Here is a 23,629-nt window from a genome sequence, read left to right on the forward strand (position 1 = left end):
GTATCGGGCTGGGCTAAATGTTTCCATTCAAAAGAATGTTGCGTCGGGGAGAACCGCTCCCCGACGTTTTATTTGAGAGCGGATATCGGTAGGGGATGCCTTCCTTTGTTTTCAGGGAAGCGATAATGACAAACACGATCATCGCAATGGAAATCACCGGGATCAACAAAAGGCCGATCAGGAGCAGAATCAAAACGGAGGAAATGATTAAATAAATGGTAATGGAAATCTGAAAGTTGAGAGATTCCTTTCCGTGTTGATCCACTTCCGGAAATTCATCTTTTTTTAACAGCCAGATCACCAATGGACCGAGAATGTTCGCTGTTGGAATAATAAGCCCTGATAATGCGATTAAATGACATAACATAGCCCAATTGTTCACTTGTTCCTGCTTTTCGCCCGTTTCCCCACTCATTTTTCCTCCTCCTCTCGATGGGAATCACCCGTTATATTTATTCTGGAAGGATGGGGATAATGCAAATAGCTACTTCCAGAACTATAGAGACTGTTTTCCGGAAAAATCCTCCCATTCACCAATAAAAAGCGGTTGATTAGAAAAACTTTCAAACTTTGTAGACATCAAATATACTAGAGAGAGAAGAAAAGAGTGGGAATAAGGGAGGAACCGAAATCGATGCTGAAGAAAATGATGGCCAAGCTGGGGAAAGGATCAGCAAAAATTGACCTTGTACTCGACCATGATACGTTTCAGCCTGGTGATGAAGTGACCGGTGAACTGCAAATCCGGGGAGGTACTGTGGAACAATCGATCAATCGGATTGATGTGGACTTGATGATTCGTGCAGCTGTGAAAGATCAGGTTCATGAAGAATGCCTTCTTCGTGTGCCGGTATATGAAGCGTTTACTCTGTCACCAGATGAAGAGAAAACGTTGCCATTTACGATGCGGTTGCCAGAGGATCTGCCTGTATCTGGCCATTCGATTAGCTTCTACTTTACCACTCGTTTAGATATCAAAGCGGGTGTGGATCATTTGGATACCGATCCAATTCTGATTCAACCGCCCGATCGGATTCAGCACGTATTAAATGCTTTTCAGGAGCTGGGATTCTCGGAACAGTACGAATCCCGTAAGTTTACTGGTTACGCCCAGGAGTTCGCCCTCTATCCACCAGATCATCTACGGGGAACAGTGGAAGAAGTGGAATTTGTTGCGGCCATGGAACCGAACGGCCTTCGGTTGCTTATGGAAGTGGATATGCGTTCCCTTTTCCGGGAAGTGGAGATTAAACGGGAAATTGTTCTTACTGATGAACAGTTGAATGATGAGTCCTTTCTTGCCGCGGAATTGGAAAAAGCCATCGATGATGTGCTGCAAAATCCCCAATCCTATCAGTATCCTTTCGTCGGAAAAAAAGAACGCATTCATCGCCACAGTGGGCTGACAGGTGCAGTTGGCGGTTTTGCCGCCGGTGTACTGGGTGGGTTGGTTCTGGCCAGTTTAATGGATGATCTTGGTGAATTGGGAAGCGAAGACGAAGGAGAAGGTGAAGATGGGGGGGACGAAGGCGGCTTTTTTGACGATTTTGATTTTGATGGAGAATAATAAGAGTTGCTGTTCTTTGACTCCAGACTCCTTCCTCTTTCTGAGCGGAGTCTGGAGTCTCTTTTTACTGGTTTCCTTTTCTATAGGGATCATATCCCGACATTGGATACCATTTTCGTAGATTTTCTCTGTATAGTGTGTGAGAAAAAAATTCCGATCCACTCCAGTGATTCGAAAACCACATTTTTGATAGAGATAAAACTGATGGATACCGGAATTTTCCAGTTCATGGTTTTGTAGCCTCTCGACTGGCCATTTGGACTGCGTGAACAACCCATTGTTTTGCAAATTTTTTCCTCATAGCTAATCGACATAGAACAGTATAAATCTCATTTCGTAGGAAGATTCCCCCAAATGGCTGATTATATGCAAAAAGTATGGCAAATCTGTTACAATCAGAAATGAAACCGTTTACGACAAGAGGTTTATTTGACTTATTGCCATTTGTTTTTTGTAAGAGGGGTATCGCGACGGTTTCGAGGGAACACCATATGAAAATGGAGATGGGAGTGAGAGTATGTCAAAGCAGAACGAAGAAGTCAACAACCAGGATGAGCAGTTGGCGGAAGCAACCGGAAGCAAAAAAGTCCAAAAGTTGGACTTCCGGTTGGGAGCGTTTGGTGCCGCTATACCGATGTTGTTTTTTGTGGTCTGGGCTGTCTCCACTAGTTTGCTGGATATTACCTCGGAACTGGGGCTAGTGTTGGGAGCCGTATTTGGACTGGCATTGGGATTATTCTTTTCCAAGAGTAAGTGGGATCGTTACGCACAGGGAATCTTTGATGGGATGGCCCAACCGGTCGGTGTCGTAGCGATTATCGCTTGGTTTTGGGCTGGAATGTTTGCTCAAGTGCTCCGTGCCGGCGGTTTGGTGGAAGGACTGGTGTGGCTGGGTGAAGCTTCCGGCATGACGGGGGCGATGTTTGTGGCTCTCACCTTTTTGCTGGCAGCTGTTTTCTCCACAGCGGTCGGAACGGGATATGGAACCACCGTTGCTTTTTGTACACTGATGTATCCAGCAGGTGTAGCGATGGGAGCCGATCCGGTGATTCTCTTTGCGTCAATCCTCAGTGGGGCGGCTTTTGGTGATAACCTGGCTCCTGTTTCGGATACCACGATTGTGTCCGCTGTTACTCAAGAGGCTGATGTACCGGGAGTGGTTCGGTCTCGATTGAAATACAGTTTGGTTGCAGCACTTCCGGCGCTTATTCTGTTTGCTGTTTTTGGAGGGGGAGATGGCCAAACAGCAGGGAATGAAGCGGCGATGGCAGCAATGCAAGAGTCCTCTAAACCAGAAGGTTTGATTCTTCTCCTGCCCTTTGCATTGGTCATTATTTTGGCATTGTCAGGCCAACATCTCATTACTTCTCTTACCTGGGGAATCATTTCGTCTGTGCCTTTGATTCTTCTGACGAACCTCGGAACGCTGGGAGATTTCATTCGCTTTAATCCGGATTCCGACAATATTGTGGAAGGGGCTTTGATTGAGGGAGTTGCCGGCTATATGAACATGGCTATTCTGATTCTCCTGATTGTGGCCTCATCTCATCTGTTGCGTCTGGGCGGGACCATGGATGCGATCACCAAGGGTTTGAATCGTTGGATTCGGGGAGTGGTCCGGAGAGCGGAATTGGCGATGTGGGCGATTGTATCGGTGCTAAACAGTGTTATCACGATTAATACTGCTGCGGAAATCGCTGCCGCTCCCTTCGTGAAAGAGATTGGTGAAAAACATAAGATTCATCCGTATCGACGGGCCAACTTTTTGGATGCAGTCAGCTCCGCTCTGGGTTATATTTTCCCCTGGAGTGCGGCATTACTTCTGGGATGGTCAACCATCGGGGAGATGAAAGAGAAATATGATTGGCTTCCAGTCGTTTCTCCAACAGAAGTGTTTCCTTTTGTCTTCCATGGCTGGTTCCTGGTACTGGTTATGTTGATTGCTGCTTTGACCGGATGGGGACTTCGTTATCAAGGAAAGAACGGAGAAGAACTAAAAGAATACCCCAAGGATTGATTTCCATATGCCGCCATCAGGCGGCTTTTTTTTGATGATCTTCGTGATTTCCTAAAAATCGCTTTTTTTGTTTCCGGTTTTTTTATAGACTTAATAATGAATGAACATTCATGCAGTTATCAAATTTTATTTAAAGAGGTGGTACTCATGTATGAAACGATTCAGTATGATGTAAAAGGGAAGGTAGCCCACATCACGTTTAACCGTCCCAAAACAGTAAATGCCTTTAACTGGAAAATGCTTAAAGAATCGGTGCAAGCCGTGGAAACGGCGGCTCACGATGAAGAGGTTCGCTGTATTGTTTTGAGAGGAAGTGGAAAGGGGTTTAGTGCGGGAGCAGACCTCAGTATTGGAAAGGATGCAGCGGCAGGGGAAGCAGATTACGGTCATTTTCTACGTGAGACGTACAATCCCCTCTTAATGCGGATGGCTGAGGTGGATAAGCCGATTGTGGCTGTGTTGCATGGACCGACTGTCGGTGCTGGACTCAGTTTGGCCTTGGCATGTGATTTTCGTATTGCTGCTGACAACACCTCTCTCTGTTTGGCATTTATCAATATTGGGCTGGTTCCGGATGCGGGGGCATCTTTTTTCCTGCCACGGATTGTTGGATACAGCCGGGCACTGGAGATGGCTATGCTTGGGGATACATATACCGCAGAACAGGCCTATTCTCTGGGTCTGGTGAACCGTGTGGTACCGATGGAAGATCTGGAAACCGTCGCGGATGAGTTCTCCAAACGTCTGGCTTCGGCGCCAACCCGTGCACTAGGGGGGATCAAACGAAATTTCCTGAAGAGCTTTGAGTGCGATTTGCCGGCTCTCCTGGAAGCGGAAGCCCGGCAACAAACGGTTTGTGGTCGCAGTCAAGACCACATCGAAGGGATTACAGCCTTTTTTGAAAAGAGAAACCCACACTTTTTGGGTCGCTGATCTGTATTTTGCAAAGGAGGTTCCCGTGTGGACAAGGAGAGAGAGATGGGACGGTTGGCTCATCGGGTGGCGATGATTACCGGTGCCGGTCGGGGGATTGGGAAAGAAGTGGCACGACGGATGGGGCATGAAGGTGCTCGCATTGTAATGCTGGATATGGATGAAGAAGCACTTTATCATTCTGCCAAGGAGTTGGAGTCTGAAGGGATTCCCATCTTATTTGCCACCATGGATGTAACCGATCCAAACCAGGTGGAATCTACGGTGGAAGAGACGGTGGAGCATTTTGGCCGGTTGGATATTTTGGTGAACAATGCTGGGGTAATCCGGGATAACCTTCTTTACAAAATGTCGGATGAAGATTGGGAAACCGTGATGGATGTTCACTTAAAAGGGAGTTTTTATTGCAGTCGAGCTGTTCAGAAGTACATGGTGGAACAGGAGTATGGTCGCATTATTAACCTATCCTCTCTGTCTGCGCTTGGAAATCGGGGGCAGGTCAATTATTCCACAGCGAAGGCAGGATTACAGGGCTTTACCAAAACGTTGGCCATAGAGCTTGGCAAGTTTGGTATTACTGTTAATGCGGTCGCTCCAGGGATTGTTGAGTCGGATATGACCCGCGCGGTTGCAGAACGGAGAGGGATTGCCTTTGAGGATTTTGCAAAAGAAATTAAAAAAGAGATTCCGGTTCAGCGGATTGGACAACCTGAGGACATTGCCAACGCAGTTCTTTTCTTTGCGGAAGAGGCAGCCTCTTTTGTCAATGGGCAAGTTCTGTATGTAACCGGAGGCCCCACGGTCTGACAGGAGCAATCTCCAGTGAAATGGGGGATAGGAGATCGCAACTAAAAAGCAATTATCTGCAACCTGTCCCATTTGTGGGAAGGGCCATCATTGTGGCAACCCCTCCGGGAAGCCAGATGGAACCTGCTGGTGTGGGAAAGAGGTTTTCCCAAAAGAGATCTTTCAGCTTCTGCCGCCAGAGGCAATAGGGAAGAAGTGCATTTGTAAGGAATGTTTGGATCGGTTCAATCATGCCTGAATAAAAAGGGTGGTGCTCCTGGAGAGACCGCCCTTTTGGGGTTTATATCGCTTTTTTTTCCGCATGGATGCGTTCTGCTGTTTCACGAAGACGCATGGCGGCATGACGAGGGGAGGGGGCGTTGGTGATCGCGGATATGACTGCGATTCCTTCTGCTCCTGCCCGGATGACAGCTTCAGCATTCTGATGATGAATGCCACCGATTCCGACCATGGGCAGAGGTTTGTTTTCCATGTGATAGATTCTTTGAATAGCACTGGGACCCACAGGAGAGCCTGCATTTTGTTTGGAACGGGTGGAGTACATGGCTCCCACTCCCAAATAGTCCGCTCCGGCTTGCATGGCCTTGTCCGCTTCCTCTGGGGTTTTGCACGAAACCCCGATGATTGGATCGCTCCCCAACAGGCGACGCACTTGCACGGCAGGAAGGTCCTCCTGTCCCACATGAACGCCATCGGCTTTCAGAACCATCGCTAAATCCACCCGATCATTTACGATAAAGGGAATATGATGTTTGGCGCAGAGATCTCGCAGTTTTTTACCGAGGAAGACCGTTTGGGACAAGGTAAGAGCAGAGTTTTTTTCCCGAAACTGAAACATGGTGATTCCGCCGGCAATGGCTTCTTTCAGCACCCATACAGGGTCTCTGTTTTTACAATCCTGGCTTCCCATAACAAAGTACAGACGCAGGGTTGAAGAGGACAGATGGTTAGGCATGGACTCACCTCTTACCGATTCGCTTTTTGAGTTTAGACTCCAATAAACAATTCTATGTTGAAGGAGTCTTGGATATGACACAATCTGAATGTTTACGGTACGCCCAATGATTGGTGGGACCATACCCTTTACCCAGGCCCAAGGAATGAGCAATTCCCTGGGTAATAAAGGTTTTGGCAGTGTAAACAGCTTCCGTTACCGATTCACCTTTGGCTAAAGCCGCTGTTGCCGCTGCGGAGAAAGTGCATCCGGTTCCATGCGTATGATGTGTTGCTATTCGGGGAGCAGAAAATGCAAGAAATTGTTCTCCATCAAAGAAGAGGTCTGTCGCTTGATCCCCATCCAAATGTCCACCTTTGATCACAACCGCGGAGACACCCATATCCACAATCCTCCGGGCAGCTTCTTTCCGTTTGATTTCTGTATCCAGTTTTTTACCCACCAGGATTTCAGCTTCAGGAAGGTTGGGTGTTACCAAACAGGCCAGGGGAAGAAGTGTGTGAATCAGTGATTTACGGGCGGATTCCTCCAAAAGGGAATGCCCGCTTTTGGATACCATGACCGGGTCTACCACTAAGGGAGAAAGATGGTATTGTCTAATTTTTTCTGCAATCACTTCCATGATGGGAGTACTGGAAATCATCCCTGTTTTCAGCGCGTCCATCCCAATATCCTCGGCAACTGCATCGATTTGCCGGGCTACCGCTTCTGCTTCCAGTTCATAGATGTCGGTTACACCCAGTGTATTTTGGGCGGTAACAGCTGTTAAAGCACTCATTCCATAAACATGTAATTGATGAAACGTTTTCAGATCTGCCTGGATTCCCGCCCCTCCCCCACTGTCAGATCCTGCAATGGTTAATGCGCGTGGTGTTGTCATATCCTACACTCCTTTTCAAAAGAAAAACCGTCGGACGATGCCGACGGTAGGTGTTTCATTCATCAGAAAAGAAACAAACAATACAAATGTGTGTTTCCTGTATGCTACCTCCGCTGGCATTACCCAGATCAGGTTTGACGGTCGGCGGCGGAATGAGCCACCCTCTCAGCCCAGTTCCCTGGGCTCCCGCTTGTTCATCCACTCTGTATTACATTGAGAGGTGGAGAATGTAGATATTTTTAATGGACATGACGGTAATAACTTTGATTCAATCATAGCACAGAATCTTCACACTTGCGAGAGGGTGTGTATGCCTATAATGATAGGAAACGAATAAGATCGTTGAAAGGAAGGGGGAGTAGCCGGGCTGGTGTCCATACCAAAGACAGAAAAGGGGCATAGGTTGTAATGAGTCATTGTGCAGGAAGGAGGGGAGAGAATGAGCGGAGCGAGAACCAGCAATCTCATTGGATTGTTCGGGTTTAAATGGATATGGTGGATCGCCATTGCGATCATTATTATCCTGTTTTTGTTCTTTGCATTTTTCTGGTGGTGGGGAGGAGGATTTTACGGTCCATACGGGCCCTACTATTAATTGGTTACGATTCCTTTGGTCTCCAACCTCCCATATGCGGAGGTTTTTTTATAGTGAATGGGTGTAAAAGAAAGCCAGTGTACCAATCGTTGATTGGCCACTGGCTTTGGAGAGAAATGGGAAAATGACTAGACGCCTTGGCTGACGGCGTTGTCGTCGCTGCCCACCATGTTGTTGCTGTCAGAACCGATTTGGATCGGCACTTGGACGATTACGTTGACCAATCCGGCAGTATTGCGGACTTTTGCTTTGTTAACCGTCTTGGCAGCAGCTTTGAATTTTTCTTTTTTCAATTTTACGTGTACTTTTTTTCTTCTTTTTTTCTTTTTGATACAACAGCATTTCATGAGGAACACTCCTTTTGATCAAATTATCCGGAAAACAGAAAATTATTGTGACTGCTTCGATTTTTGGATATTGTTACAAGGTTCCCCGGGTTCAGGTTCTGGGGGCGGCGTTGGGATCAGATCATCAAACAGTTGGCCAACTAAGCCCCCGATATCCACCACCAAGCCTGCTACATTGTTTAACAGGTTTCCGATCAAGCCTCCAGAGGGTTCTTGGAATGCCTGCAGCTCCTTCATCATTTCTAAATCTCTACTATCACGAAGTTCTTTTTCCATCTGGGCATTCACTTGCTCAGTTTGTTTTTTGGTCAGCTTCGGTTCCAACCAACATCACCTCCTTTCAAAGTCCATGAAGTGAAGGAAGGTGTATTATGCCCAGCCCCTGGAGAATCATTGATCGACCCTCCACAGAAACGTTACATGAGTATAGAGGGTTACTTCTCATTATTGGGGCTTTGGTTGGAAGGGTTCATTTGCATCTGCATTTGTTGTTGGGCTTTTCGAAGCAGGCTTTTCTTTTGTTGGTTCAATGTGCTCATGCTGAAACGAACAGCGTTGCTGACAAAATTGGAGAGGCTGTAAAACATATTGTCCATGTTTTCAGCTTCCTTTTGTTTCGGTTGCGAACGGTTTGCATCGGGTTGACCGGTCGGAACCTCTTCTTTCAAGAATTCGTTGATCGTGTCATATACCTGTTTTCGGACCTGGTCTTCAAGTTGACGGGAAATTTTGTCCATTTCTGCGGTATCTATTTTGGGTGGTTGGGTCATTGATGGAATCAACTCCTTTCCTTTTGAGGGATCGATCACTACAGTATACAATCAAATGGACAAAATCGTGAGAATATGATAGAAAAATAGGTTTTGCCCTATGCCCGTTTCCAGTAGTAGGTTGATATAATAGTCAAGTAAAATGAATCAAGGTCTAAAGAGAACGATTTCTTTTCTCAAACGACAAAACCAATCCCCCAAATGCAATCAGCGAGGGATTGGTTTTGTTCTGTCGGGTATGAATTTCACGGGCGATTAACGTCCGGATATGCTAGGGATCATCATTTCTGGATCCACTTCCTCATCATAGTTGATTTCGTCAAACTGAAAACCAAAGAGGCGGAAGAAATCGGTTCGGTATCCAAGAAGGTCGGACAGCTCATGAACATTGTCGGTATTGACCTCTTTCCATAACTGGTTGACGGCATTCTGGATTTCCTCTTTCATTTCCCAGTCATCCATGCGAATGCGACCCTTGTCATCCACCGATGTTTTTCCGGCGTAAAGTCGATCTGCAAACAGGCGGTACATTTGTTCAATACACCCTTCATGCAGGTTCTTCTCCTTCATCACCCGAAACAATAGAGACATATATAGCGGAACGACAGGAATGGCGGAGCTGGACTGGGTGACTAGAGCTTTGTTAACGGATATGTAGGCTCGTCCGCCTAGGTCTTGGAGCTGCTTCTGAAGGTCACGGGCGGTCATTTCCAGATGATCCTTGGCTTTGCCGATGGTTCCTTCCCGATAGATGGCATGAGTGATCTCAGGACCGATGTAGGAATAAGCGGTTGTGGTTGCTCCCGGAGCCAACAAATCTGCACCTTTCAAAGCATCCATCCACATTTTCCAGTCTTCGCCGCCCATGACGGCTATGGTATGCTGAATCTCTTCTTCTGTGGCGGGATCGATGGTAATTTCGGATATATCCCCTGTGTGAAAATCGATGGTTTTACTGCTATAGGGTTTTCCGATCGGTTTGATGACAGAGGAGAATCGTTCCCCGGTGACAGGGTGAACGCGTTTTGGCGATGCCAGGCTGTATACCACAAGATCCACTTGTCCTAAATCCTGTCGGATGAGATCCATGGTTTGTTGCTTGATATCCTGAGAAAAGGCATCACCGTTGATGGTTTTGGCGTATAATCCTTCTTCCTGAGCCGCGCGTTCAAACGCTGCCGTGTTGTACCATCCGGCAGTGGCCGTTCGCTTGCCCGAAGCAGGTTTTTCAAAGCAGACACCGATGGTGGAGGATTTGGCACCAAACGCGGAGACAATCCGGGAAGCCAATCCATAGCCGGTGGACGATCCAATCACCAAAACCCGTCTGGGTCCATCGATGGTCGGTTGACTTTTCACATATTGAATCTGTTCGTGTACATGTTGCGCACAGCCGACCGGATGCGCCGTCGTACAAATAAATCCTCTGAACTTCGGTTTTACGATCATATTGCTCGCCTCCAATATCAACTGAAAAATCGATTAACCAAACACATTATAGACTCTTACCAGTATACCATCCAAGATACAGGAAGCGTTTCATGAAAACAAATCTGGAATAGAATTGGGTGAATAGAGGGTTTAGGTTGATCTCTGGAGCACCAATTTTGATGAAGCAAACCAGTTGAAATACGGTAACACATTTTATTCGAAAGCGACTAAGGAAGGTTGAGGGTGTATCCTAGCACCCTGTGAATGAAAAAATGTTCCCTCCCTGTTGAAGAAAGAGAACGAGGTGGACATCTTGCAATGCTTTGGATGCCTGGTATTTACCAGAAAAAAAACGGTCGGACAAAGAAGATTGAAAAGAAAGGGATGAAAAACGGGAAGAAAAACAGGACATTTTGAACTTGTGGTTTTGATTGCCCCTTTCCGATTGCAGGTTGAATGTTTCCTCTGTGGCCGCCCTTTACTTCATGGGGTACTCCTCCATTCAGCGGACCAAATATGACCCCATCCGGTCTAACTTCGTGAATGACCCCTGGAAGAACTCTTCCATCTTGCAAATGTATTTGCACCGGTTGGCCGATATACTGGTGACATAGATCAGGAATGTTCTGGCTCATTTTTTATTCCTCCTTTCCCCATTGCGATTCATCTTCAATCTATGTTGGAGATGTCAAAGGTGAAAGGGTATTTGGCCAATATCACGTGAAATAGACTCCTATGTGTCAGAAATTCCTCCCTGAATAGTTATTGGCCGTTTCCCGTGTGTATGTTGCGTACATAAGGTATATCAGTTTGAGTAAAGGAGGTATGCGGTATGTCCGGAGTTGGAGGCTACGGTGGTTATGGCGGTTTTGGTGGATTTGGTCTGCGTCGTCTGTTGATCTTCCTGTTGGTCATTGCCACCATTTTTGCGCTGGTTGGAGTTTGGGGCGGTTATTAAACATCGTCTCTCAAAAGGAACCCTCTGAACAGGGTTCCTTTTCTATTATTTTTCAGCCGTATGCCGTGTCTTTTTTTTATTGCTTCTCATATGAAATATAGAGAATATTTTTGAAATAAGGTGCATGATAGGGGGACTGCCGATGACAAGCACGAAGTTCCTCTACACCGCTCTGGGAGACTCGATTACCAAAGGGTATTCCGCTCCCGGTAAACGGGGTTATGTTTATATGCTGGCAACTGTTTTGGATCAGAGAATTCCTTGTTTCCGGGTTTACAATGCCGGACAAAAAGGGCTGACGAGTGGTCAACTCCTTCTGTTACTCGGATTTTCACCCTGTCTCCGTTTCATGGTTCAACGGGCTGGCTTGCTTACACTCTGGATTGGTGGAAATGATCTACTTTATACGTATCTTCGAAACAAGATGCTATGTAGGAATCCTGCAATCTATGAGCCGATGTTGATCTCGTACCAAAAAAATATCAATGGAATCCTGTCCCTTATTCGAAGCCGGCAATCCAGACCTCCGTTTGTCTGCAACCTTTATAATCCTTTCCCGCATTCTGCGTTGGCTTGGAAGCTGATATCCGCATTAAATCACTCTCTTCAAGATGCCTGCAACCGATGGCACGCTCCATTGATTGATATTTACTCTGTCTTCCAGGGGCGTCAACCGGAACTGATTCACGGCTACCGAAACGGAAAACTGTCCGATATCCGGTTGGTGGGAAGCAAACCGATTCACCCCAATCTTCAAGGACATCAAGTGATCACGGGGGCGCTTTTAAATGCGATATACGGATCATGATGTCCATTGTGCAGCCCTCTCTTAAAAAATTGGGAGGGCTCTTTTGTGGGCACGGTGAAACAGCGGGATTCCTTCGTGGTGACATATAGGATTTATTTTGGAAATTTTTTCTGTGACCGGTTCGCAGAACGATGCATATCATGGGATGACTGTTTTGGAAGGGGGGAATTTTTATCGGAGTGATCAATCATATTTTTAATACGAAGGTTCAGGATATATCTAATACGGCTTTGTTTAACTTGGGAGATGCCGTCAATCTGTATCAAAATGAAAATACACAGAGCCTAGGGGGTTCAGGTCCTATTGGGGACTTTTCAATCAATATAGATGGAGGACAGAATCAGTCCATTGATCCGGATATTTTAGACCAGGTGTAAGACGTAGGAACCGCTTCCAGAGAAAAAGCACCCATTGGGTGTTTTTTTCTGGGGATATAACGATTCAAAGCGGTAACTCCATGCTTGACCCTTTCGTTACTTCATACTCCACACGCCTAAAGGTGTGGGATTCTTGGTAGCGCCCTCAGTCCATTTTCTGTTTAAATCAGCCCGTCCCATGCCGTACTACGGCTAAGCCGCATGGGCAGCGTACCTATCCAGTACGCTGGTTTCCTTTTATGGTTTTACTCAGCGGGAGAACACGTTCGCCACTGGAACCCCATACCAGAACGTTTTCAAGGAAAAACCCACTGCGAGTGGGATGAGCACCATCCAATCCTACGGGTTGGGAGGATTATGATAAGATAAAGGTTGGGTGTATTTTAGAAGAGAGGTGTACATATGAAAGAAATGAAACAAGGCGACTTTAAGCAGATGTTAAAAGAATTGACGGAAGTGGCAGGCCCACCGGGGCATGAGGGGAAGGTTCGAAAACTGATGGGTGAATGGGCGGCGACTGCGGCGGATGAGGTGTACTCGGATCGATTGGGGGCAATGATTGCCCGTAAAGGAAACGGGGGTCCCCGAATTATGGTTGCCGGTCATCTGGATGAAGTCGGTTTTATGGTCACCCGCATTACAGATGAGGGATTCCTGAAGTTTCAACCTCTAGGCGGTTGGTGGAGTCAGGTGGTTTCTGCACAACGGGTGGAAGTGGTGACCGAACAGGGAAAGCTTTTAGGAGTGATCGGTTCCAAACCGCCTCATCTCCTTTCTCTGGAGCAACGAAAGAAAGCGGTTCCATTGGATGAACTGTTTATTGATGTGGGAGCCTGCGATAAAGACGAAGCGGAAGAAATGGGGATTCGTCCGGGAGATGTTGTGGTTCCCTACTCTCCCTTTACAGAGATGAACCAGTCTGATATTTGGCTTGCCAAAGCGATGGATAATCGACTGGGCTGTGCGGTTTCAGTTGAAGTCTTGCGGAGGCTGGAAAAGACAAAACACTCCAACACCGTTTTTGGAGTGGGTACAGTGATGGAGGAAGTGGGACGCCGGGGAGCCTTTACGGCCACCGCTGCTGTCCGACCGGATATCGGGTTTGCCGTGGATGTGGGGATTGCCGGAGATATTCCGGGTGTCAATCGTGATCAGGCTCCTTGTCGCCTCGGCGATGGTCCGCAAGTGGTCCTTTATGATGCTGGACATCTCCCCCATCGCGGACTCCTTCATCTCGTTGAGGAAACGGCGGAAGCGGAAGGAATCGCTCTCCAACATGAGTGGATCAAGGGCGGGGCGACGGATGCCAGTCATATTCATCTGTATGATCAGGGAGTTCCTGCTGTCTCGGTCGGTGTACCAGCCCGTTATATCCATAGCCATACATCGATGATTCACCGAAAAGATGTTGAAGGATTGATCCAACTTCTCGTAGCCGTGATCGATCGATTGGATGCGCCCAAGGTGGAGGAACTGTTGAAAGGATAAGGACTCACCCTGCTTTAGGTTTCATTATGAATGCATAACAGCACAACAGGACGGAGAATCTCCCGTCCTGTTGTTGGTTTTAAGATGGAGAGATTGGAGGCTGGGCCTTTTCTCTGGGAAGATGTTCATGCAATGTTTCAATCATCTGTTCTTTGTGTGATGCATCGCTGTTTTGCCAAATCACTTCAAATAAGACGCCCAGTCCGGGGAGAAGCTTTTCTTCTCCTTGGATCGAATCTTTTACCATATCTTTCAGTTCTTCAGTACTCATATTTTGGATATTGTAATAAACAGCTCCACGAATGGGGAAATTCATTTTGCACTCCCTCCTTTTTAGGTAGTTTGCCTTTTATCTCCATCATTCATCCGTCAGGAAAGAAAATTGTGGTATAATATCCGGTATCGGTTCCAACAAGAAGGAGGATCTCATGAGCAAGCAGTATGCCGTGATCGGATTGGGACGCTTTGGTGGAAGTGTTGCCAAAACCTTACATGATATGGGTTACGAAGTGATGGCGATTGACAGAGACCCCCAACGGGTTCAGGATTTTGCCCAAATTGTGACTCATGCTGTGGAAGCGGATTCCACAGATGAAAATGCTTTAAAAGCTCTTGGAATTCGCAACTTTGATGTAGTGGTCGTTGCTATCGGTGAAGATATCCAATCCAGTATTATGACGACGTTAATCCTTCAGGATATAGGCGTAGAGAAGGTTGTCGTCAAAGCGACAAATGACCTCCATGGAAAAGTGCTGTTCAAAGTTGGGGCATATAAAGTTGTTTATCCGGAACGGGATATGGGGGTACGCGTGGTGCATCATTTAATCTCTCCCAATATCCTGGACTATATCGAATTGGCTGACGATTACAGTATTATTGAGGTGAGTGCCGGAGATTACTTCGTTGGCAAAACTCTGGAGGAACTGGATATCCGTGCTCAGTTCGGCTGTAACGTAATGGCGATCAAAAGCGGAAATCATATTAATATTGCTCCACTGGCCGGGGATCGGATTCAACGCGGAGATATCCTGGTTGTCATTGGACATAACAATGATTTAAAAAAATTGGAGGAACGTGCATAAGGATGAATATCCTTCAGATTACTTCCACACGAAATGAAAAGATGAAACGTTGGAGGAAGTTGAGTACCCGTAAGGGAAGAGAAGAATATGGAAGCCTTTTGATTGAAGGAGAAAAGCTTCTGATTGAGGCGATAAAGGCCGGTTGGCAGGTGCGTTCCGTACTGGTGTCGGAACGCGGAATCGGTATTTTGGATCGGCTTCCCCGATTGGAAGGAGTCCCTGTCTACTCCCTATATTCCTCTAACTTTTCTCAATTGGTGGATACACAATCCCCTCAGGGCATTGCCGCAGAAGTGGTGGTCCCCGATGAACAAAGGGCGTATCAATTAAAGGGAGAAGGGCCGGTTTTACTGCTGGATGCTGTACAGGACCCCGGAAATCTGGGAACGATTCTGCGAACGGCTGAAGCAGTTGGTGCCAGGGATCTGTGGTTAGGAAGCGGTACAGTGGACCCTTATAATCCCAAGGTGGTTCGATCAGCCATGGGATCGCTTTTCCGCTCCCGAATTCGAAGAGGTGACCTTTCAGAGGCGATTCCTGAGTTGAAAAAACAGGGCTACTTTGTCGTTGGGACCAGTCCACACGCGGAACAGGCCCACTATGATAAAGTGTATCCGGAAAAGGTGGCCTTTCTTCTGGGAAATGAAGGTCAAGGGATTTCTTCAAGATTGAAGGCGCTTATGGATCTGCACGTTCGGCTTCCCATGCCAGGGCAAGTGGAATCTCTCAATGTCTCCGTAACAACCGGAATACTCCTGTATGAATGGGTACGTCAGAAATACCAAGGGATCGATGGATGACAACAAAAGCCAAGCGAAAATCCATTTGCTTGGCTTTTTACATATAATTAGTGGACCTATCAGGGGATGAGATTATGGTACTTCCGAAAGAGGAATTTGACCGCCTTTTCCAGCAGATCCCTGACTCCAGGAAAAAGAGTCTCCAATGAAACTGTAGCCGTCTGATTTTTTCTAAAGGATTTTTGTTGCAATTTATCGGTATTTAAAATATACTTATTGCCAAAAGTTTGTATGGTTAAAAGCTGAGACGGAGAAAAGTACCGCCATACGCCCTGACAGGGAGGGGTTGCCGTGACTGGAAGCGCCCCAAGGAAACGGTGGTGGGAAGTTCCCTCCTGAGCTGAACTCTGAACCTTCCATCTCGGAAGAAGTAGGGGCTACCGGCTGAAACCCGTTATCCTTTCCCAGAGTGGGGCAATCTTTCTGTCATTGGCAATGATTGCTCAACCAAGGGTGGTACCACGAATCTCTCGTCCCTCGGACGCGGGGTTTTTTTATTTCCTTGAAAGAGAATGCATGATTGAATTGGAAGTCTACGAAGGGAGTCCGTGACGATGCGAGAAAAATTGGAGCGGTTGAAAAAGGAAGCGGCGGAGCAAGTCCGTTTTGCATCGGATCTGGAAACATTGAAACAGCTTCGGGTAAAGTATTTGGGGAAAAAAGGGGAAATCACGAAAGTGCTGAGAGGAATGAAAGACCTCTCTCCCGAAGAACGGCCGATCATCGGCGGTCAGGCCAATGAGCTGAGAAATCTTCTGGAAGAATGGATCAACGATAAGGAAGCGGAGTTGGAAGCCATTCACCTCAATGAGCGTCTGAAGAAGGAAACGATTGATGTGACCCTTCCGGGCAAACCGCGTCCGCTGGGTGGAATTCACCCATTGAACGCAGTGATTGAGCAGATTGAGGATATTTTTGTTGGAATGGGCTTTGAGGTTGCAGAGGGACCGGAAGTGGAAACTGATTATTACAATTTTGAAGCTCTGAATCTTCCCAAAGACCATCCGGCCCGTGACATGCAGGACTCTTTTTACATTACTCCGGAGATTCTGCTTCGGACACAGACCTCACCGGTACAGGTTCGAACCATGGAGTCCAAGGAGGGAAAGGTCCCGGTAAAGATTATCTGCCCCGGTAAAGTGTACCGGCGGGATGATGACGATGCCACGCATTCCCATCAGTTTACCCAAGTGGAAGGTCTGGTGGTGGATCGGGGGATCGCCATGAGCGAGTTACACGGTACGCTGCTGGCCTTTGCGGAGCAGATGTTTGGGGAAAAGCTGGAAAGCCGTCTGCGCCCCAGTTATTTTCCGTTTACAGAGCCGAGTGTGGAAATGGATATTTCCTGTGTTCAGTGCGGTGGAAGCGGCTGTCGGATGTGTAAGCACACCGGATGGATTGAAATCCTTGGAGCAGGAATGGTTCACCCCCGTGTACTGGAGCGGGGTGGCTATGACTCTGAACGCTATACCGGATTTGCCTTTGGAATGGGTCCGGAACGAATTGCACTTCTCAAATATGGAATCGATGATATCCGCCAATTCTACACCAATGATTTGCGCTTTCTGCGTCAATTCCAATCCGTTTGATAGAAGGGGAGGGTTTGGATGCTTGTTTCCTACCAATGGTTAAGTCAATATGTGGATTTGAACGGTGTCACCCCGGAACAGCTTGCAGATGAGCTGACACGCGGGGGGATTGAGGTGGATGGAATCCACCCGCTGGATCAAGGGGTAAAAAAAGTGGTGGTGGGCCATGTCAAAAAAGTGGACTCCCACCCCAACGCCGATAAATTGCGTGTCTGTACGGTGGATGTTGGAGAGGAAGAGACCCTGAACATTGTTTGTGGCGCTCCCAATGTAGCAGAGGATCAAAAAGTGCCGGTAGCCCTTGTCGGCTCCCGGTTGCCGGGTGGCTTAAAGATTAAAAAGTCCAAACTGCGCGGGGTTTTATCCCAGGGGATGATTTGTTCCGCCAAAGAACTGGGGATGCCTGAGAAGTTACTTCCCAAAGAACAGCAGGATGGAATTCTGGTTTTGCCGGATGATACCCATTTGGGAAAAGATATTACATCTGTTCTCGGTCTGGATGACGTGGTCTTGGAATTGGACCTAACACCTAACCGCTCAGACTGTCTCAGTATGTGGGGAGTGGCTTATGAAGCAGCAGCTCTTTTGGATCGGGATATCCGCCTGCCTCAGACGGAAGAACAGAAGCCAGCCGGTAAAGCAAAACCTGTCGATGTGGTCTTGGATGCGGAGGAGGATTGCCCTTTCTATGCTGCACAAGTGGTTGAAGGGATTCAACTGGGTGAGTCTCCCCGCTGGATGCAAAATCGACTGTTGGCTGCCGGTGTGAGACCCATCAACAATGTGGTGGATATCACCAACTACGTCATGTTGGAATATGGACAACCGTTGCATGCCTTCGACTATGATCAGGTAGAAGGGGGCGAAATTGTTGTTCGACGGGCGGCCACAGGTGAGACGGTCAAGACATTGGACGGGGTGACACGAGCCTGCGATGAGCAAACACTCCTGATTACAGACGGGACAAAACCGATAGGGATTGCCGGTGTCATGGGCGGTGAGAATTCGGAGGTCAAAGCGCAAACGACGACGGTGTTGTTGGAGTCAGCCTACTTTGCTCCGGAATCCATTCGACGGACGGCCCGCCGCCTGGGACTTCGTTCAGAAGCGAGTACCCGCTTTGAAAAGGGGGTTGATCCAGAGCGGATCATTCCGGCACTTCAACGTACAGTGGAATTGCTGGGAGAGCTGGCAGGGGGAAAAGTGGCCTCTTCTGTCACAGTGGAGCGAATGGGTGACATTGAGGATGTTACGGTTGAATTGCGCCATCAACGCTTGACCAGCCTGCTGGGGGTTCAAGTGGAAGAACGAGCGGTGGAAGATGTTTTTCGTCGCCTTCGGTTTCCAACAGAGAAACAGGAGGGTGTCTATCGGGTGAAAGTTCCGTCACGGCGTCCGGATCTGTCCATTGAAGTGGATCTGATTGAAGAAGTGGCGCGGTTGTACGGGTACGACAGAATTCCAACAACCCTTCCATGGGGACAGCAATCACCGGGTGCGCTCACTCCAGAACAGAGCCTTCGCCGAGTGATTCGCCATACACTGCGGGATGCCGGATACCATGAAGTGGTGAACTACAGTTTGACCTCACCGGGAAGACTGCGTGAATTGCCCTCCGTACTCTATCCGGATGCCCGTCCGATTCGAATCAGTATGCCCATGAGTGATGAGCGGAAAGTGCTCCGGACATCCCTTCTTCCACAGCTTCTGGAAACAGCTGAATATAATGTTCATCGAAGAGAGGAAGGAGCAGCCCTCTTTGAATTGGGGAAAGTCTTTATAACGGAGGAGAAAAAGCTGACCCAGCAACCGGAGGAACGATGGGTGCTTGCCGGGTTGGTGACCGGTTCCATCACACCACCACACTGGCAAAAACGGACAGAAACCATTGACTTCTTTACTGTAAAAGGTGTCGTGGAGTGGCTGTTTAAACGGCTGGGGATCGATGATGTCTCTTATGAAGCGGCACAGCCGGAGGGGTATCATCCAGGACGAACCGCTTTGGCAAAAGGAAAGGACTACCGTTTGGGTGTAATTGGACAAATCCATCCCCAACAGGCAAAGGAACATGATCTGGGGGATACTTACGGTTTTGAACTGGATGTTACCCCGATGATTGAAGAAGCACTCAACCGGACACTTCATTATCAGCCCTTGTCGAAACATCCTGTCACCACACGGGATCTTGCGCTCGTCGTTGATCAGGATATTCCGGTCGCGGATCTTTCAGAGGCGATTGGCTTGACTGGTGGCGATCTGCTTCGTTCCGTTTCCCTCTTTGATGTGTTTACCGGGAATCAGATTGGGGAAGGGAAGAAGAGTGTAGCGTTTTCTCTTCAATATCAGGGAGAGGATCGCACCCTGACGGATGAGGAAGTCAACGAGACGCATCAGAGAGTGATCAAACAGTTGGAAAAAGCGTTTAACGCTTCCTTGCGTCAATAAAACCGTTTCAGCAGGAACTGCGCTTCCCGAAGAAGAAATAGAGAATAGGCTAAGGATGTTGGGAGGCAAAGTGATGAGCAGCGCCAAACACACGGTGGAGATTTATGGTCAGACGTACCATATCGTGGGAAAGACCAGTCCGAGTTATATTCGGGAGGTTGCCAGTCAGGTAGATGAGAAAATGCGGGAGATTGCCAAAAACAACCCGCGCCTGGACACAACGAAACTGGCGGTTCTTTCTGCTGTCAACATTACCGATGCCTATATGAAATTGAAACAGGAGTATGAAGAGATTTTACACCTGATCGAAGATGACCAACCATAAAAAAGGTGATGAAACATCATGAATACAATGGATTTCATAATCATCCTGTTACTCATCGGGGGCTTGGTTCTGGGATATCGTAAGGGTTTGATCAAAGAGATGATCTCCTTGGTGGGAGTGCTCCTTGCTTTGTTTGTCGCTTATCAGTTCAGTTCGGATCTGGCCCCGGCCCTCAAGGGAGTGATTCCACTTCCGCAGGAAGTGAGCGATAACGGTTTGGTAAAGCTTTTACCGATTGAACGAACTATTTATTATGCGCTGGCCTTTCTTCTTCTGTTTTTGGGAACAAAGTTGATGCTTTCCATTGTGGCTGCACTGTTGACGCGGATGACCCAGTTTCCGGTCCTGCGGCAAATCAATGGGGTAGGTGGCGCCCTGATTGGGTTTTTAAAGGTTTTGTTGCTGGTAGTGATCGCCGTTCACCTCCTTCAGATTCTTCCCTGGGAGAATGGACAGGAGGCAGTAGACGGTTCCCTCATCAGTCAGGGATTTTTGGAGCTGACTCCGGATTTTTTCAAGTAATTTCGCCCCCCTATTTGCGGGGGTTTTCCTTTGTCAAAGGGGCATTTGCAATGGAGGAAGGAGGCTGGAGGATGAACAACAAACAGGTATCCTCCCAGTTAAATCAGTTGGCTGATCTGATGGAATTGAAAGGGGAAAATCCCTTCAAGGTGAATGCATATCGAAAAGCGGCACGGGCAGTGGAAAACAGCCGTCAAGCACTGGACGAGCTGGAAAAAGGACCTGAAGAACTGCCGGGTGTGGGAAAAGGGACGGCCGCGGCGATTCAGGAAATCATGAACACGGGAACACTGGAAGCACTGCAAAACTTGCTGGAAGAGTTACCGACAGGATTGCCAGAATTGATGAAGATTCCAGGACTGGGACCAAAATCGATTCATGTGTTATATCGGGATTTGGGCGTTAAAAATATGGAAGAGCTGGAGAACGTTTTAACAGAAGGAGAGGTTCGAAAGCTGCCGGGATTTGGTGAGAAAAAAGAGAAGAAAATCCTGGAAGGGATTCTTCGGATGAAGGAACGTCCTGCCCGGTTCTTGCTCATTCATGCTCTTCCTGTGGCGGAAACGCTGGAAAAACGGTTGATGGAGCATCCTGATGTACAGAGAGTGAAGCCGGCAGGCAGTCTCCGCAGGATGAAAGAAACGGTTAAAGATATTGACTTGGTGGTGGCTACAGAGAGACCGACAGCGGTTGGTGAATGGATTGTATCCATGCCGGAAGTAAAGGAAGTCATCAACCACGGAGAGACCAAGGTAAGTGTTGTCGTGGGGATGGGGATTGATATTCAAGTTGATTTTCGTTTGGTTGAGCCCCGTCATTTCATTACGGCACTGCTACACTTTACCGGGTCCACAGAGCATAATGTCAGAATACGGCAGCGTGCAAAGGAATTTGGATGGAAAGTGAACGAATATGGAATTGTTGATTCGGAGAATGAACGAGAGCTGACCTTTACAGAAGAGAAAGAAGTGTATCAACAGCTTCAATGCCCCTTTGTGATTCCGGAGTTGAGGGAAGATCGTGGCGAGATGGATGTTCCAGGGGAAAGACTTCCCCAGGTGTTGCAGGAAGGGGACATTCGGGGAGACCTTCATATGCACACCCGGTGGAGTGACGGCTCTGCTTCTGTGAAAGAGATGGCTCTGGCGGCTCAAAAACGGGGGTATGAATATATTGCGATTACCGATCATTCCAAATCCCTCAAAGTCGCTGGTGGTTTGAAAGAAGATGATCTGAAGCGACAACGGGAGGAAATTGATGCGGTAAATGAGGAGTTGGACGGAATCACGGTTCTGGCAGGGATAGAAATGGATATTCTGCCGGATGGAAGATTGGATTTTTCTGATCAGGTCCTGTCGGAGCTGGATCTGGTGATTGCTTCTGTCCACAGTTCATTTCGCCAAAGCCGGGACAGGATGACTCGTCGAATCCTAAATGCCATTGAAAATCCGTTCGTTCATATCATTGCGCACCCAACCGGTCGTTTGATCAATCGCAGGGACCCATATGAAGTGGACCTGGATCGTATATTTGAAGCGGCAGCTGAAACCAAAACCATTCTGGAGTTAAATGCCAATCCCAATCGCCTGGATCTGAGTGATGTAAACCTGAAAAAAGCAAAGGAAGCATATGGGATTCATTTTTCCATCAATACAGATGCGCACGCACCCGAAATGTTTTCTTTTATTCGATTGGGAATCTCCACCGCCCGTCGCGGTTGGCTGGAGCCTGAGGATGTCGTGAATACTTATTCGCTTGAGGCGCTCAGGAAACGCTTAAAAGCGATCCGCAATGCTTGATACAAAGTGCGAGCTGCCCGCTTTGGGATGACAGGGCTTTTTGCATAGGCAGGGGAAATGACGGAATACTAACAGCATAAAGAACCAACCGATAGAAAGGTTGACGAATCATGATCAAACGAATAATGCTGTTATTCTGTGCCTGTCTCCTCTTTGTATCTGGTTCGGTCGCCACCGTCACCCAGGCGGAACTCGCGTTTGGCAAGGAAGAGTTGAAAAAAGGTGCCACGGGAGGCGATGTCTATGAGTTGCAGGGACGGCTGAAGTATCTCGGTTTCTACACCGGTAAGGTGAATGGAAAGCTTGGGAAACGAACCTACCGTGCGGTCCGGCTTTTCCAGTACTCCTTTGGACTCAAGGTGGATGGAATTGCGGGACCAAAAACAAAAAGGAAACTGGTGGAAGCATCCAAAGAGTGGGCTCCGGGTGTTTCCAATCGGATCTATCGCAAGGGAGACCGGGGAGGATATGTCTGGGAGTTGCAACGTAGGCTTCAATTCATCGGATATTATGCCGGAAAAATTGATGGTCAGTTCGGTTCGCAGACAGATCGGGCAACCCGTGATTTTCAATATCGGTTTGCCCTCAAGGTGGATGGACGAGTAGGTCCCAAGACCAAACTGAAATTGTGGAAAGCAACGCGCGGTATGAAATTGGGTGCAAAAGCTCCCGCAAAAAGGAGAAAACCGGCGCTTACGGAAGTCAAACCGATGAGAAAAGTTCCCGAACATACAAAGGGGTTATCCAAGGAAGACATTCGTATGATCGCCCAAGCGGTTTACGCTGAGGCCCGTGGTGAGCGGTATGTGGGACAGGTTGCTGTCGCTGCTGTCATTTTGAACCGCCTGGAAAGCGAGAAGTTTCCAAATTCCCCTTCCGCCATCATATTCCAACCGTTGGCGTTTGAAGCGGTCGCAGATGGACAGATCTGGCTGCAGCCGAATCAACGGTCAAAGAAAGCGGTCTATGATGCGATCAATGGTTGGGACCCTAGTGGCGGAGCCTTATATTATTTCAATCCGGATACCGCCACATCTGACTGGATTTGGGGACGGCCCCAGATTAAACGGATTGGAAAGCATATCTTCACAAAGTAAACAAAGCAGCCGACTGTCAGAAGTCGGCTGTTTTTTG

Annotated in this window: 27 protein-coding genes, 2 pseudogenes and 1 other annotated feature; of the genes and pseudogenes, 19 read left to right on the forward strand and 10 right to left on the reverse strand. The window is 47.8% G+C overall.

The features are described 5' to 3' along the window. Window positions 1-13: 13 nt before the first annotated feature. The gene (locus FN782_RS00890; RefSeq protein WP_142503888.1) at window positions 14-415 is read right to left on the reverse strand and encodes a DUF4870 domain-containing protein; all 402 of its coding nucleotides are present in this window, start codon (window positions 413-415) and stop codon (window positions 14-16) included. 219 nt (window positions 416-634) lie between these two features. Between FN782_RS00890 and FN782_RS00895 the strand changes: the two genes are divergently transcribed. After that, complete coding sequence (locus FN782_RS00895) at window positions 635-1,567, forward strand: sporulation protein (protein WP_142503889.1); 933 nt, start codon at window positions 635-637, stop codon at window positions 1,565-1,567. Window positions 1,568-1,639: 72 nt separating this feature from the next. Here FN782_RS00895 and FN782_RS17105 read toward each other — a convergent pair. Further along, window positions 1,640-1,786 (reverse strand): annotated as a pseudogene (locus tag FN782_RS17105) (GNAT family N-acetyltransferase); the annotation flags it as partial. Window positions 1,787-2,084: 298 nt separating this feature from the next. Here FN782_RS17105 and FN782_RS00905 point away from each other — a divergent pair. The 4 genes from FN782_RS00905 to FN782_RS00920 all read left to right on the forward strand — a co-directional run bounded on the left by FN782_RS00905 (window position 2,085) and on the right by FN782_RS00920 (window position 5,562). Next, the gene (locus FN782_RS00905; RefSeq protein ID WP_142503890.1) at window positions 2,085-3,584 is read left to right on the forward strand and encodes a Na+/H+ antiporter NhaC family protein; all 1,500 of its coding nucleotides are present in this window, start codon (window positions 2,085-2,087) and stop codon (window positions 3,582-3,584) included. Window positions 3,585-3,731: 147 nt separating this feature from the next. After that, window positions 3,732-4,517 carry an enoyl-CoA hydratase/isomerase family protein gene (locus FN782_RS00910; RefSeq protein WP_142503891.1) on the forward strand — a complete coding sequence of 262 codons (786 nt, stop codon included), beginning with the start codon at window positions 3,732-3,734 and terminating at the stop codon, window positions 4,515-4,517. A gap of 45 nt (window positions 4,518-4,562) precedes the next feature. After that, entirely contained in the window at window positions 4,563-5,324 is a 762-nt protein-coding gene (locus FN782_RS00915; RefSeq protein WP_142504287.1) for an SDR family NAD(P)-dependent oxidoreductase, read from the forward strand. Window positions 5,325-5,394: 70 nt separating this feature from the next. After that, window positions 5,395-5,562: a cysteine-rich CWC family protein gene (locus FN782_RS00920; protein WP_246064824.1), complete on the forward strand. Its 168-nt coding sequence runs from the start codon at window positions 5,395-5,397 to the stop codon at window positions 5,560-5,562. A gap of 42 nt (window positions 5,563-5,604) precedes the next feature. On the opposite strand, the gene thiE is transcribed toward FN782_RS00920, so the two are convergent. Together thiE and thiD are read right to left on the reverse strand one after the other, a co-directional pair. Next, a complete protein-coding gene (gene thiE / locus FN782_RS00925; protein WP_185955954.1) occupies window positions 5,605-6,279 on the reverse strand; it encodes a thiamine phosphate synthase in 675 nt (224 codons plus the stop codon). A gap of 52 nt (window positions 6,280-6,331) precedes the next feature. After that, entirely contained in the window at window positions 6,332-7,159 is an 828-nt protein-coding gene (gene thiD / locus FN782_RS00930) for a bifunctional hydroxymethylpyrimidine kinase/phosphomethylpyrimidine kinase (protein WP_142503893.1), read from the reverse strand. A 439-nt stretch (window positions 7,160-7,598) separates the two neighbouring features. On the opposite strand from thiD, the gene FN782_RS16605 reads away from it, so the two are divergent. Beyond that, window positions 7,599-7,754: a hypothetical protein gene (locus FN782_RS16605; RefSeq protein ID WP_185955955.1), complete on the forward strand. Its 156-nt coding sequence runs from the start codon at window positions 7,599-7,601 to the stop codon at window positions 7,752-7,754. Window positions 7,755-7,882: 128 nt separating this feature from the next. Here the strand turns inward: FN782_RS16605 and FN782_RS00935 are convergent, their stop codons facing one another. From FN782_RS00935 to FN782_RS00955, 5 genes are all read right to left on the reverse strand, one after another. Further along, window positions 7,883-8,101, reverse strand: coding sequence for a hypothetical protein (locus tag FN782_RS00935; RefSeq protein WP_142503894.1), 219 nt, complete (start codon window positions 8,099-8,101; stop codon window positions 7,883-7,885). Window positions 8,102-8,143: 42 nt separating this feature from the next. Beyond that, on the reverse strand, window positions 8,144-8,425 hold the full coding sequence (locus tag FN782_RS00940; RefSeq protein ID WP_142503895.1) for a hypothetical protein: 282 nt from the start codon (window positions 8,423-8,425) through the stop codon (window positions 8,144-8,146). 110 nt (window positions 8,426-8,535) lie between these two features. Next, complete coding sequence (locus tag FN782_RS00945; protein WP_142503896.1) at window positions 8,536-8,871, reverse strand: hypothetical protein; 336 nt, start codon at window positions 8,869-8,871, stop codon at window positions 8,536-8,538. Between the two features lie 255 nt (window positions 8,872-9,126). Beyond that, complete coding sequence (gene fabV, locus FN782_RS00950) at window positions 9,127-10,320, reverse strand: enoyl-ACP reductase FabV (protein WP_142503897.1); 1,194 nt, start codon at window positions 10,318-10,320, stop codon at window positions 9,127-9,129. Between the two features lie 320 nt (window positions 10,321-10,640). After that, window positions 10,641-10,937 carry a hypothetical protein gene (locus tag FN782_RS00955; protein WP_142503898.1) on the reverse strand — a complete coding sequence of 99 codons (297 nt, stop codon included), beginning with the start codon at window positions 10,935-10,937 and terminating at the stop codon, window positions 10,641-10,643. A 197-nt stretch (window positions 10,938-11,134) separates the two neighbouring features. On the opposite strand from FN782_RS00955, the gene FN782_RS17040 reads away from it, so the two are divergent. The 4 genes from FN782_RS17040 (at window position 11,135) to FN782_RS00970 (ending at window position 13,933) form a co-directional block, all read left to right on the forward strand. Next, window positions 11,135-11,260: a sporulation protein YjcZ gene (locus FN782_RS17040; protein ID WP_221930153.1), complete on the forward strand. Its 126-nt coding sequence runs from the start codon at window positions 11,135-11,137 to the stop codon at window positions 11,258-11,260. Window positions 11,261-11,402: 142 nt separating this feature from the next. Next, entirely contained in the window at window positions 11,403-12,068 is a 666-nt protein-coding gene (locus FN782_RS00960) for an SGNH/GDSL hydrolase family protein (protein ID WP_185955956.1), read from the forward strand. A 179-nt stretch (window positions 12,069-12,247) separates the two neighbouring features. After that, entirely contained in the window at window positions 12,248-12,445 is a 198-nt protein-coding gene (locus FN782_RS00965; RefSeq protein ID WP_246064801.1) for a spore germination protein, read from the forward strand. A gap of 411 nt (window positions 12,446-12,856) precedes the next feature. Beyond that, entirely contained in the window at window positions 12,857-13,933 is a 1,077-nt protein-coding gene (locus tag FN782_RS00970; RefSeq protein WP_142504289.1) for a M42 family metallopeptidase, read from the forward strand. A 79-nt stretch (window positions 13,934-14,012) separates the two neighbouring features. On the opposite strand, the gene sspI is transcribed toward FN782_RS00970, so the two are convergent. Next, a complete protein-coding gene (gene sspI, locus FN782_RS00975) occupies window positions 14,013-14,249 on the reverse strand; it encodes a small acid-soluble spore protein SspI (RefSeq protein WP_142503901.1) in 237 nt (78 codons plus the stop codon). 85 nt (window positions 14,250-14,334) lie between these two features. On the opposite strand from sspI, the gene FN782_RS00980 reads away from it, so the two are divergent. The 9 genes and pseudogenes from FN782_RS00980 to sleB all read left to right on the forward strand — a co-directional run bounded on the left by FN782_RS00980 (window position 14,335) and on the right by sleB (window position 23,592). Next, entirely contained in the window at window positions 14,335-15,015 is a 681-nt protein-coding gene (locus FN782_RS00980) for a potassium channel family protein (RefSeq protein ID WP_281285906.1), read from the forward strand. Between the two features lie 2 nt (window positions 15,016-15,017). Beyond that, on the forward strand, window positions 15,018-15,815 hold the full coding sequence (locus tag FN782_RS00985) for a TrmH family RNA methyltransferase (RefSeq protein WP_142503903.1): 798 nt from the start codon (window positions 15,018-15,020) through the stop codon (window positions 15,813-15,815). Window positions 15,816-16,050: 235 nt separating this feature from the next. Then, window positions 16,051-16,296: a binding site (T-box leader), on the forward strand. Between the two features lie 73 nt (window positions 16,297-16,369). Further along, on the forward strand, window positions 16,370-17,404 hold the full coding sequence (pheS, locus tag FN782_RS00990) for a phenylalanine--tRNA ligase subunit alpha (RefSeq protein WP_142503904.1): 1,035 nt from the start codon (window positions 16,370-16,372) through the stop codon (window positions 17,402-17,404). Between the two features lie 18 nt (window positions 17,405-17,422). Further along, the gene (gene pheT, locus FN782_RS00995; RefSeq protein ID WP_142503905.1) at window positions 17,423-19,849 is read left to right on the forward strand and encodes a phenylalanine--tRNA ligase subunit beta; all 2,427 of its coding nucleotides are present in this window, start codon (window positions 17,423-17,425) and stop codon (window positions 19,847-19,849) included. 73 nt (window positions 19,850-19,922) lie between these two features. Beyond that, window positions 19,923-20,174 carry a cell division protein ZapA gene (gene zapA, locus FN782_RS01000; RefSeq protein WP_142503906.1) on the forward strand — a complete coding sequence of 84 codons (252 nt, stop codon included), beginning with the start codon at window positions 19,923-19,925 and terminating at the stop codon, window positions 20,172-20,174. An 18-nt stretch (window positions 20,175-20,192) separates the two neighbouring features. After that, window positions 20,193-20,696: a CvpA family protein gene (locus tag FN782_RS01005; protein ID WP_142503907.1), complete on the forward strand. Its 504-nt coding sequence runs from the start codon at window positions 20,193-20,195 to the stop codon at window positions 20,694-20,696. 71 nt (window positions 20,697-20,767) lie between these two features. Continuing rightward, window positions 20,768-22,495: a DNA polymerase/3'-5' exonuclease PolX gene (gene polX, locus FN782_RS01010; RefSeq protein ID WP_142503908.1), complete on the forward strand. Its 1,728-nt coding sequence runs from the start codon at window positions 20,768-20,770 to the stop codon at window positions 22,493-22,495. 125 nt (window positions 22,496-22,620) lie between these two features. Beyond that, window positions 22,621-22,833: pseudogene (locus FN782_RS17415) on the forward strand (peptidoglycan-binding domain-containing protein); the annotation flags it as partial. 57 nt (window positions 22,834-22,890) lie between these two features. Beyond that, window positions 22,891-23,592, forward strand: a complete 702-nt coding sequence (sleB, locus tag FN782_RS01015; RefSeq protein WP_425462673.1) for a spore cortex-lytic enzyme — start codon at window positions 22,891-22,893, stop codon at window positions 23,590-23,592. Window positions 23,593-23,629 lie beyond the last annotated feature (37 nt).

Source organism: Melghirimyces algeriensis (assembly GCF_900182565.1).
Classification (GTDB): domain Bacteria; phylum Bacillota; class Bacilli; order Thermoactinomycetales; family DSM-45169; genus Melghirimyces; species Melghirimyces algeriensis.

What these genes read in the sequence shown, in the direction of transcription:
- FN782_RS00985 (WP_142503903.1), top strand. Translation starts at nt 15,018, where the DNA reads ATGAATATCCTTCAGATTACTTCCACACGAAATGAAAAGATGAAACGT.
- zapA (WP_142503906.1), top strand. Translation starts at nt 19,923, where the DNA reads ATGAGCAGCGCCAAACACACGGTGGAGATTTATGGTCAGACGTACCAT.
- FN782_RS17040 (WP_221930153.1), top strand. Translation starts at nt 11,135, where the DNA reads ATGTCCGGAGTTGGAGGCTACGGTGGTTATGGCGGTTTTGGTGGATTT.
- FN782_RS00960 (WP_185955956.1), top strand. Translation starts at nt 11,403, where the DNA reads ATGACAAGCACGAAGTTCCTCTACACCGCTCTGGGAGACTCGATTACC.
- FN782_RS00915 (WP_142504287.1), top strand. Translation starts at nt 4,563, where the DNA reads ATGGGACGGTTGGCTCATCGGGTGGCGATGATTACCGGTGCCGGTCGG.
- thiE (WP_185955954.1), bottom strand. Translation starts at nt 6,279, where the DNA reads ATGCCTAACCATCTGTCCTCTTCAACCCTGCGTCTGTACTTTGTTATG.
- FN782_RS00955 (WP_142503898.1), bottom strand. Translation starts at nt 10,937, where the DNA reads ATGAGCCAGAACATTCCTGATCTATGTCACCAGTATATCGGCCAACCG.
- FN782_RS00945 (WP_142503896.1), bottom strand. Translation starts at nt 8,871, where the DNA reads ATGACCCAACCACCCAAAATAGATACCGCAGAAATGGACAAAATTTCC.
- FN782_RS00890 (WP_142503888.1), bottom strand. Translation starts at nt 415, where the DNA reads ATGAGTGGGGAAACGGGCGAAAAGCAGGAACAAGTGAACAATTGGGCT.
- thiD (WP_142503893.1), bottom strand. Translation starts at nt 7,159, where the DNA reads ATGACAACACCACGCGCATTAACCATTGCAGGATCTGACAGTGGGGGA.
- sspI (WP_142503901.1), bottom strand. Translation starts at nt 14,249, where the DNA reads ATGAATTTCCCCATTCGTGGAGCTGTTTATTACAATATCCAAAATATG.
- polX (WP_142503908.1), top strand. Translation starts at nt 20,768, where the DNA reads ATGAACAACAAACAGGTATCCTCCCAGTTAAATCAGTTGGCTGATCTG.
- FN782_RS00935 (WP_142503894.1), bottom strand. Translation starts at nt 8,101, where the DNA reads ATGAAATGCTGTTGTATCAAAAAGAAAAAAAGAAGAAAAAAAGTACAC.
- FN782_RS00905 (WP_142503890.1), top strand. Translation starts at nt 2,085, where the DNA reads ATGTCAAAGCAGAACGAAGAAGTCAACAACCAGGATGAGCAGTTGGCG.
- FN782_RS00910 (WP_142503891.1), top strand. Translation starts at nt 3,732, where the DNA reads ATGTATGAAACGATTCAGTATGATGTAAAAGGGAAGGTAGCCCACATC.
- pheS (WP_142503904.1), top strand. Translation starts at nt 16,370, where the DNA reads ATGCGAGAAAAATTGGAGCGGTTGAAAAAGGAAGCGGCGGAGCAAGTC.
- fabV (WP_142503897.1), bottom strand. Translation starts at nt 10,320, where the DNA reads ATGATCGTAAAACCGAAGTTCAGAGGATTTATTTGTACGACGGCGCAT.
- pheT (WP_142503905.1), top strand. Translation starts at nt 17,423, where the DNA reads ATGCTTGTTTCCTACCAATGGTTAAGTCAATATGTGGATTTGAACGGT.
- FN782_RS01005 (WP_142503907.1), top strand. Translation starts at nt 20,193, where the DNA reads ATGAATACAATGGATTTCATAATCATCCTGTTACTCATCGGGGGCTTG.
- FN782_RS00895 (WP_142503889.1), top strand. Translation starts at nt 635, where the DNA reads ATGCTGAAGAAAATGATGGCCAAGCTGGGGAAAGGATCAGCAAAAATT.
- FN782_RS00970 (WP_142504289.1), top strand. Translation starts at nt 12,857, where the DNA reads ATGAAACAAGGCGACTTTAAGCAGATGTTAAAAGAATTGACGGAAGTG.
- FN782_RS16605 (WP_185955955.1), top strand. Translation starts at nt 7,599, where the DNA reads ATGAGCGGAGCGAGAACCAGCAATCTCATTGGATTGTTCGGGTTTAAA.